The 8,707-nt window shown below is 43.1% G+C and carries 8 protein-coding genes and 1 pseudogene; 1 reads left to right on the top strand and 8 read right to left on the bottom strand.

Features of this window, described 5'->3' with window-relative positions; all coding sequences use genetic code 11:
• From ispH to murJ, 6 genes are all read right to left on the bottom strand, one after another.
• A partial coding sequence (gene ispH / locus MED121_RS23335; RefSeq protein WP_009836302.1) for a 4-hydroxy-3-methylbut-2-enyl diphosphate reductase occupies positions 1-956 on the bottom strand: 956 nt, incomplete at its 3' end.
• Positions 953-1,378: a peptidylprolyl isomerase gene (locus tag MED121_RS23330; protein ID WP_347372390.1), complete on the bottom strand. Its 426-nt coding sequence runs from the start codon at positions 1,376-1,378 to the stop codon at positions 953-955. The genes ispH and MED121_RS23330, both read right to left, overlap by 4 nt.
• Positions 1,379-1,380: 2 nt before the next feature.
• Positions 1,381-1,887 carry a signal peptidase II gene (gene lspA, locus MED121_RS23325; protein ID WP_009836304.1) on the bottom strand — a complete coding sequence of 169 codons (507 nt, stop codon included), beginning with the start codon at positions 1,885-1,887 and terminating at the stop codon, positions 1,381-1,383.
• Entirely contained in the window at positions 1,887-4,709 is a 2,823-nt protein-coding gene (ileS, locus tag MED121_RS23320) for an isoleucine--tRNA ligase (protein ID WP_009836305.1), read from the bottom strand. The genes lspA and ileS overlap by 1 nt, the downstream gene beginning before the upstream one ends.
• A gap of 47 nt (positions 4,710-4,756) precedes the next feature.
• On the bottom strand, positions 4,757-5,686 hold the full coding sequence (gene ribF / locus MED121_RS23315) for a bifunctional riboflavin kinase/FAD synthetase (protein WP_009836306.1): 930 nt from the start codon (positions 5,684-5,686) through the stop codon (positions 4,757-4,759).
• 159 nt (positions 5,687-5,845) lie between these two features.
• Positions 5,846-7,426, bottom strand: coding sequence for a murein biosynthesis integral membrane protein MurJ (gene murJ / locus MED121_RS23310; protein ID WP_009836307.1), 1,581 nt, complete (start codon positions 7,424-7,426; stop codon positions 5,846-5,848).
• A gap of 232 nt (positions 7,427-7,658) precedes the next feature.
• Here murJ and rpsT point away from each other — a divergent pair, with 232 nt between their 5' ends.
• A complete protein-coding gene (gene rpsT / locus MED121_RS23305; RefSeq protein WP_009836308.1) occupies positions 7,659-7,925 on the top strand; it encodes a 30S ribosomal protein S20 in 267 nt (88 codons plus the stop codon).
• A 64-nt stretch (positions 7,926-7,989) separates the two neighbouring features.
• On the opposite strand, the gene MED121_RS23300 is transcribed toward rpsT, so the two are convergent.
• The gene (locus MED121_RS23300; protein WP_009836309.1) at positions 7,990-8,364 is read right to left on the bottom strand and encodes a diacylglycerol kinase; all 375 of its coding nucleotides are present in this window, start codon (positions 8,362-8,364) and stop codon (positions 7,990-7,992) included.
• A gap of 58 nt (positions 8,365-8,422) precedes the next feature.
• Positions 8,423-8,707 (bottom strand): annotated as a pseudogene (locus tag MED121_RS23295) (PUA domain-containing protein); the annotation flags it as partial.

The following is an 8,707-nucleotide window of genomic DNA, read 5'->3' as shown; positions in this document are numbered from 1 at the left end:
TATTTAGTCAGATCGACAATTCTTAGCTCTTTTGGGATAGAGAAAGAGACGTTTTCTTCTTGTCCAGCCAGTTCTTTTGGACTTTCACCACCTTCAGACTCTAAACGCGCAATAACCTCTTGCACTAAGACTTCAGGAGCAGATGCACCAGCAGTAATGCCAATACTATCTATACCTTTTAACCACTCGAATTGAATTTCATCAGCATTATCGATTAAGTATGCTGTTGTCCCCATACGTTCTGACAACTCTTTTAAGCGATTCGAGTTAGAACTATTTACAGAGCCCACGACTAACACCAAAGAAGACTCTTCGGCTAATTTTTTAACCGCATCTTGACGATTTTGAGTCGCGTAGCAGATATCGTCTTTTTTAGGCCCACGTATTAAAGGGAAGTGCTCACGCAAAGAGTCAATCACAACAGAAGCATCATCCATAGATAAAGTGGTTTGTGTAACAAAGGCCAACTTCTCTGGATTCTTTACTTTTAACTTGGCCACATCTTCTGGACTTTCAACTAAGTAAATATGACCCCCTTTACTATAGTCATATTGCCCCATGGTACCTTCAACTTCAGGATGACCATCATGACCAATAAGCACGCACTCCATGCCATCACGAGAATAACGCACTACTTCTAAATGCACCTTAGTGACTAGCGGGCAGGTAGCATCAAATACTTTCAGTCCACGATGTTCAGCTTCAAGCCTCACAGCCTTAGATACACCATGGGCGCTGAAGATAACCAAATTATCATCTGGCACCTGCTCTAGTTCATCAACAAAAACGGCTCCGCGCGCTTTTAAGGATTCAACCACAAATTTGTTATGCACAACTTCATGGCGCACATAGATAGGCGCTTCAAATAAATCCAAGCAGCGATTAACAATATCAATCGCACGATCCACACCTGCGCAAAAACCTCTCGGATTTGCTAACTGGATAGCAAAACTCATACAGACTCCGATACAGAAACAATTTTAACGCGGTAAGTAAGAGTACGCCCTGCTAGTGGATGATTAAAATCAACCGTCACCTCAGTATCACCAATCGAAGCAATAACACCTGGCAATTCATTTTTACCCACATCCGAAAAAGACACTATCATGCCCTCCTCAAGATCCATATCGAACTGACTACGAGGCATAAGTTGAACATTATTCGGGTTATGCTGGCCAAAAGCTTTTTCTGGAGTCATCGCAAACTCACGCTCATCACCTTCTTTCAATCCAAGCAAGACATCTTCAAACGCTTCCAGCAAACTACCATCACCAAATTTAAATTCAGCAGGCGCTTTGTCAAAATTACTATCAACTAACTGACCATCTTCTAATGCCAACTCAAAATGCATTGTGATCTGGCTTGTTTTTGAAATCATTATCATTTGCTCTTGTTCGTGAATTTTTTATTCAGGTAGCCTTCTAGCAACATCACAATAACACCTAAGGTGATGGCGGAATCAGCTATATTGAAAGCAGGGAAGTACCAAGTTTGTTGCCAATGGAATTGCAGATAATCTACAACATGGCCATAGGCAAGCCGATCATAAAGGTTACCTATCGCACCACCCAAAATGAGGGTTAAAGATAAAGCCTCCCAATAATTGGAAGAAGCAATTTTAACTAAACGCCAACTGATCCCAATCACAACTACAATCGCAATAATAGAGAAGAACCATCGCTGCCATCCACCAGCATCCGCAAGAAAACTAAATGCAGCACCAGTATTGTATCTAAGGGTTATATCGAAAAAAGGTAGAACAGATATCTCTTGCCCATACCTTAAACTGGTATCAACCCATTGCTTAACTAGCCAATCTAGACCGAAAATAATTAACGCCAGCGCCCACCAGCGCTGGAGTTGTTGCCATACAAAAGACTTAGTCATTAAGCGTAAAGGCGTTTTTCACCTTCTCCATCAGGCAGGTTACTGATACAACGATCACAAAGCTCTGGATGCTCTTCACGCTGACCTACCTCTTCCCTGTGATGCCAGCAGCGAACACATTTCGCTTTTTCGCTTAGCTGCACACTAACCTTAAGACCTTCCATCTCAGACTCAACAGCATCATCGCCCGCTTGCGCCAAAGGCATCACAGTCACATTAGATGCGATCAGAACGAATCTTAATTCGTCGCCCAGCACATTCAAGTTAGCCGTTAGTGTCTCATCACAATAAAGCGTAATTTCAGCACTCAAACTTGCTTTGATCTTACCTTCGCTACGAGCCGCTTCTAATACCTTATTAGTCGCCACTTTTGCTTCAAGGATCTGTTTCCAGAATTCACGACCTTGTACTTCACTGCCATCTAGCTCAACCAAGCCTTCATACCAAGTCTCTAAGAATACAGACTCAGCACGCTCACCTGGCATAGAGCGCCAGATTTCATCAGCGGTAAAGCTCAAGATTGGAGAAATCCAACGAGTGAAGGCTTCCATAACATGGAACAAAGCTGTTTGCGCAGAACGACGAGCCAGGCTATTTTCCTGAGTTGTGTACTGACGATCTTTAATAATATCCAAGTAGAAACTACCAAGATCTTCTGAACAGAAGTTCTGGATCTTTTGGTTTACTGTATGGAATTGGTAGTCGTTATAAGCTTGATCAATCTCTTTTTGCAATTGCGCTGCACGATCAACTACCCAACTATCCAAAGACAACATGTCTGCAGGCGCAACCATATCAGTCACAGGGTCAAAGCCATTCAAGTTCGCCATCATGAAACGAGCCGTGTTACGAATACGACGATAAGAGTCAGCAACACGCTTGAGAATCTCATCAGACACTGTCATTTCAGTTGTGTAATCTGTTGCAGCAACCCAAAGACGGATAATGTCAGCACCTAGGCTATTCATCACCTTTTGAGGAGATAAAACATTCCCTAAAGATTTAGACATTTTACGGCCATCACCATCAACAGTGAAACCGTGTGTCAGCACTTGCTTGTATGGCGCAACACCACGAACAGCAATGGATGTTTTTAATGAAGACTGGAACCAACCACGGTGCTGATCAGAACCTTCTAGATATAAATCTGCAGGGAAGCTTAATTCATCACGCTGATCTATCACCGAGTAGTGAGTCACGCCAGAGTCAAACCAAACATCTAAGGTGTCAGTAACCTTGCTATATTTATCAGCGTCATCACCTAGTATCTCTGCTGCATCTAGATCAAACCAGGCATCAATACCCTCTTTCTCAATACGCTTAGCAACTTCTTCAACTAGGCGAGTTGTTTCTGGGTGAAGCTCTTGTGTGTCTTTATTGATAAACAGTGTGATTGGCACACCCCAAGTACGCTGACGAGAAACACACCAGTCTGGGCTGTTTTTCAGCATACCTTCGATGCGATTTTGACCCCAACTAGGTACCCAGTTCACACCTTCTACTGCATCTAGCGCTTTATCCTGCAAACCTTCTTCGGTCATACTGATAAACCACTGCGGTGTCGCACGATAAATTAGCGGTGTTTTTGTACGCCAGCAATGTGGATAACTGTGGAAAATTTTATCCTGTTTAACCAGTGCTTTATTTTCTTCTAGGGCTTCAAGAATCGCTGCGTCTACTTTATAAACATGCTGACCTGCAAAAGCACCAGCCGCATCCGTATACACACCACCATCATTCACTAGATTAAGCGTACCTAAACCATTTGCACGACCGACATTAAAGTCATCGACACCGTGGTCAGGCGCTGTATGCACTGCACCAGTACCCGCCTCAGTAGTCACATGATCACCTAAAATCACAGGCACCTGGCGATCAGCAAATGGATGCTGCATTAGTGTGCCATTTAGCACTTCACCTTTTGCACGACCAACAATACGGTATTCTTCAACACCGTAACGGCTCATAATACCTTCAACCATGTCTTCGGCTAGGATAAGACGCTCTTTACCAGCACCAAGATCAAGCTCTACCAAGGCATAGTTAAACTCTGCATGTAGTGAAACAGCTTGGTTAGCAGGTAATGTCCAAGGTGTTGTGGTCCAGATAACAACAGACACCTGACCGTCACCTTCCACATCTGTAAATTTAGTCAATACAGCATCTTGATCAGCAACAACAAAACGAACATCAAGAGATAGAGATGTTTTGTCCTGATATTCAACTTCAGCTTCAGCCAATGCAGAACCACCAACCACACTCCAGTAAACTGGCTTAAAGCCTTTTACTAGGTGACCATTGTCAGCAATCTTGCCAAGCGCTCTTACTATGTTAGCTTCCGTCTCGAAGTTCATGGTTAGATAAGGCTTATCCCAATCCCCCATAACACCAAGACGAATAAAATCTTCTTTCTGACCATTAACTTGCGTTAATGCGTACTCACGACACTTAGCGCGAAACTCTTTATGAGTCACCTTAGCGCCAGCCTTACCTATCATTTGCTCAACTTTATGTTCAATCGGCAAACCGTGACAGTCCCAACCTGGGATATAAGGCGCATCAAATCCACTTACTGTTTTAGATTTAACAATAATATCTTTGAGGATTTTATTTACCGCGTGACCAATATGAATATCGCCATTCGCATAGGGAGGACCATCATGCAAAATAAAAGATTTACGACCTTTACTGGTATCACGAATTTTTTGATACAGGTCGATATCCTGCCAATGCTTAAGCATAGCTGGTTCACGTTTCGCCAAGTCCCCACGCATAGGGAAGTCAGTATTTGGCAAATTCAGAGTCGGTTTATAATCACTCATGGTTTTTCGATTTTTCCTCAAAGATCATCAGGGTGCTGATTATCAGGTTACTGATTTGCAAAGAAGTGCTGAGCGGCTTCTTTGTCACATTGAATTTGTTTAACTAGCTCATCTAAGCCAGACATTTTTCGCTCTTCTCGAATATAGTGGCAAAAATGCACCAACACATAATCATCGTATAAAGAGCCTTGATATTCGAATAAGTGCACTTCTAATATTGGTGTCACACCATTTACCGTAGGTCGACAACCTATATTGGCAACACCATCATAGGCAACACCTTGTTTTACAAGTTGTACCGCATACACCCCACTCATGGCAGGGCGCGCAATTTTCAAATGAACATTGGCAGTCGGGAAGCCAAGGGTGCGGCCTAACTTTTGCCCATGTACAACACGTCCAGACAAGATAACAGGATGACCCAATAAGGCTTCAGATTTCACCATCTGCCCTTGCGCCAAACTTTCTCTTACCAAAGAGCTACTAATTCGTTTACCTTCAGCAGATAAAACCGAAGGGGTATTTTCCACAGCAAACTGATGTCGCTGACCGAATTCATTTAAATAGCTAAAGTCACCTTGGCGATCACAACCAAAACGGAAGTCATCTCCAACCACAAGATGCTGCACGGCTAAACCATTTTGTAAAATAGTTTGGCAGAAAGCCTCAGCATCAAGCTCTTGAATCTTTTTATTGAAAGGCATGCACAGAACATAATCTATGCCTTGCTCTTGTAAAAAACGTAATTTATCACGTAAACGACTAATTCTCCCCGGCGCTTTCATGCCGGCAAAATATTCTCTTGGCTGAGGCTCAAAAATCATGATGCAAGAAGGCACTTGATACTTTTGCGCCAGCTCCTTTACACGTTTGAGAATCGCTTGATGTCCAAGATGTACGCCATCAAAATTACCTATGGTCAATACACATTGGCGATGCTGCTGTCGGATATTGTGAATACCCCGAATTAACTCCATATTGCCCCATCAAAGAGAAAGACGTTTCGCTGAAAAAATAACCGAGATTATATAGCAGTTAACTAAGAGACGATAGCCATCACCCTACAATCCAACAAGGATATAAGGGCTGCCAGTTAAAATTACTAGGGAATTATAAATATTCGATCGATGCTTTTATTAAGCTTTCAACATTCTTGGCCTGAAACCGCCAATAAACAGCCCCAGAAGATATACTATTACGCCAACCATGACCAAAAGCCCAATACGCCATACGCGCTCTAGGTCCGCAAGTTGTGTCCAAACAATCCCCATGGAGTTATGCCACAAAAGTAGACCTGCCAAACATAAAACCCCCACCAGAATAGCGAGACAAGGTTTAATCCAATCAAGACTAAAACGATGCAGATTTCTTGCCCGTAACCCTCGCCACAACAAGAATGCATTTAAGAAAGCAGAAAGCGTCGTTGCCATAGCCAAACCCACATGACCAAAAGGTCCCACTAAAATAAGATTGAACACCATGTTAGCGACCATGGCGATAATGCCAATTTTGACCGGCGTTTTCGTATCCTGCCTCGCATAATAAGCTGGCGCCAACACCTTAATCAGCATCATAAACACCAAACCTACTGAATAAGCCTGCAAACTCATTGCCGCCATAGAGACATCATGCACAGTTAACGCGCCACGGTAAAAAATCGTCGCAATTAAAGGCTCAGCCAAAAGATAAAGCGCAAGCGAAGATGGAACAGCAATGAGCAACACGGTTCTCAACCCCCAATCTAGAATTGAGGTAAATCGCTTAGACTCATCTCCCGCAAAACTACGAGATAATGAAGGTAGAATCACAGTACTAATTGCTATCGCAAAAATACCCAAAGGCAACTCATATAAACGATCAGATAAATACAACCAAGTAATACTTCCTGTTTGTAAAAATGACGCCAAAATTGTATCTAACAGCAAGTTAATCTGACCAACAGAAACCCCGAACAAAGCAGGCAGCATAAGCTTAAAAATACGTTTCACCCCAGGGTGAGAGAAGCCCATGCTTGGCATAGGCAATAAATTAAGCTTAGCTAAAAACGGCAATTGGAAAGCCAATTGCAAAGCGCCTGCTGCAAACACTCCCCACGCAATAGCTGATTCCTTTTGCAAAGCATCATTAGCAAAAAATACCGTTGCAACAATCAAAGAAAGGTTTAGAAAAATAGGCGTAATCGCCGGAATAGCATATTCATCATGACTATTTAGTATCCCGCCAGCCAAAGCAGTTAAGGAAATAAACATGAGATAAGGGAAAGTAATGGTCAAAAGATCCGATGCAAGCGCAAGCTGCTCGGCATTATCAGCAAAACCTGGTGCAAAGACATACACAACCCAAGGGGAGAAAGCCATAAACAAGGCGCTGACTAACAACAACGCCAATCCCAAGGAACCAGAAACAGCAGACACCAACTCTCGCACGGCCGCCTGCCCGTGATTTACTTTGTAATCACTTAAAACAGGGACAAAGGCTTGAGCAAAAGCACCTTCTGCAAATAAACGGCGCAAGAAGTTAGGAATTTTAAATGCAACATAAAAAGCATCCGCACTACCACTGGCCCCAAGCACAAAAGCCAATGCCGCATCACGCACCAATCCCAAAACCCGCGACAACATAGTACAAATAGAAACAAGCACCCCAGACCTTAACAAGGAAGCACTTTTTTTAGTGGCATTTGCAGCGGGTTTATTTTTAAGATTCGGCGATTCCATACCCTTCCAAAACATGTTTTTTCAAAATTTCAGCAAGGATAACACCTCAACACCTAAGGGAATAAGTAAAAAGCCGAGCTAAATGTGATAAAAAGTACTCAACAGGGGGTTGTGGTAAAGCTAAAAGCTGGTAAAATTCGCCGCGAGATTTTCAAGTATTACTTGACATTTATTCATCGAAGCCGCAGAGTTCGGCTTCGTTTCATTTTAAAGAATTCAAAGGAGCCAGACAGTGGCAAATTCCGCCGGATCAAAAAAACGTGCACGCCAGGCTATCAAGCGTCGCGCTCACAATGGTGGCCTGCGCTCTATGGTGCGCACATACCTGAAAAAAGTAGATGCTGCTATTGAAGCAGGCAACCAAGCGGACGCTCAAGCAGCATTCGTTGCAGCAACGTCTCAAATGGACAAAGCTGCAGGTAAAGGTCTTTACCACAAAAATAAAGCGTCTCGTCATAAGAGTCGTTTAAGCGCGAAAATCAAAGCACTAGCTGCTTAATTGATTTTCAAGTCGCATTAAAAAAACCGGCAATTGCCGGTTTTTTTATATCTAAAATTCGTATTCAACCAATATATTTTGGCACTAACACCAACAACCATACAGCAGCAGCTAATACCAAGGCCAAAAACACCGCAGCAGATCCCATATCCTTGGCTCGCCCTGAAAGCTCATGATACTCATCACCCACCCGATCAACCACAGCCTCCATGGCCGAATTAATCGTTTCAACTATTACCACCAAGCCCACAACAAAAACCAGTAAAGCTCGCTCCATGCCAGTGTCGCCAAAATACAAAGCTAAAGGTACCGCAATCAAAAACAAGAGCAACTCTTGCCTAAAGGCAGCCTCATGCCGCCATTGCGCCTTCAACCCCTGAAAGGAGTAACCTGTCGCATCTATCACCCTCGCTAACCCCGTTTTACTCGGCTTCGCCATCCTTAATCTCCTATTTTTTACCCTATAGTTAATGATGCAACAAAATACAAAAAGCAGCTTAAACAATAACTAAGTCGTCACGATGAATCAGCTCTGGCTCACTTTCATACCCTAAAATATCCGCAATTTTCGATGAAGGCTCACCTAGCAATTTTAAAGATTCGGCAACAGAGTAATTAACTAAACCTCGAGCAACGACATCACCCGCCTCACTGACACAAACCACCATTTCACCTCGAGTAAAGTCACCGGGAGGCATCTTTAACTCCCACAGGCAATAGACTACTCCCACCAGATTGCAGTGCTTTTACAGCGCCCTTATCAAGTGTCAAAGTACCTCGCG

The organism is Marinomonas sp. MED121 (assembly GCF_000153025.1).
Classification (GTDB): Bacteria; Pseudomonadota; Gammaproteobacteria; order Pseudomonadales; family Marinomonadaceae; genus Marinomonas.
This window is presented reverse-complemented; position numbering and strand designations above follow the sequence as displayed.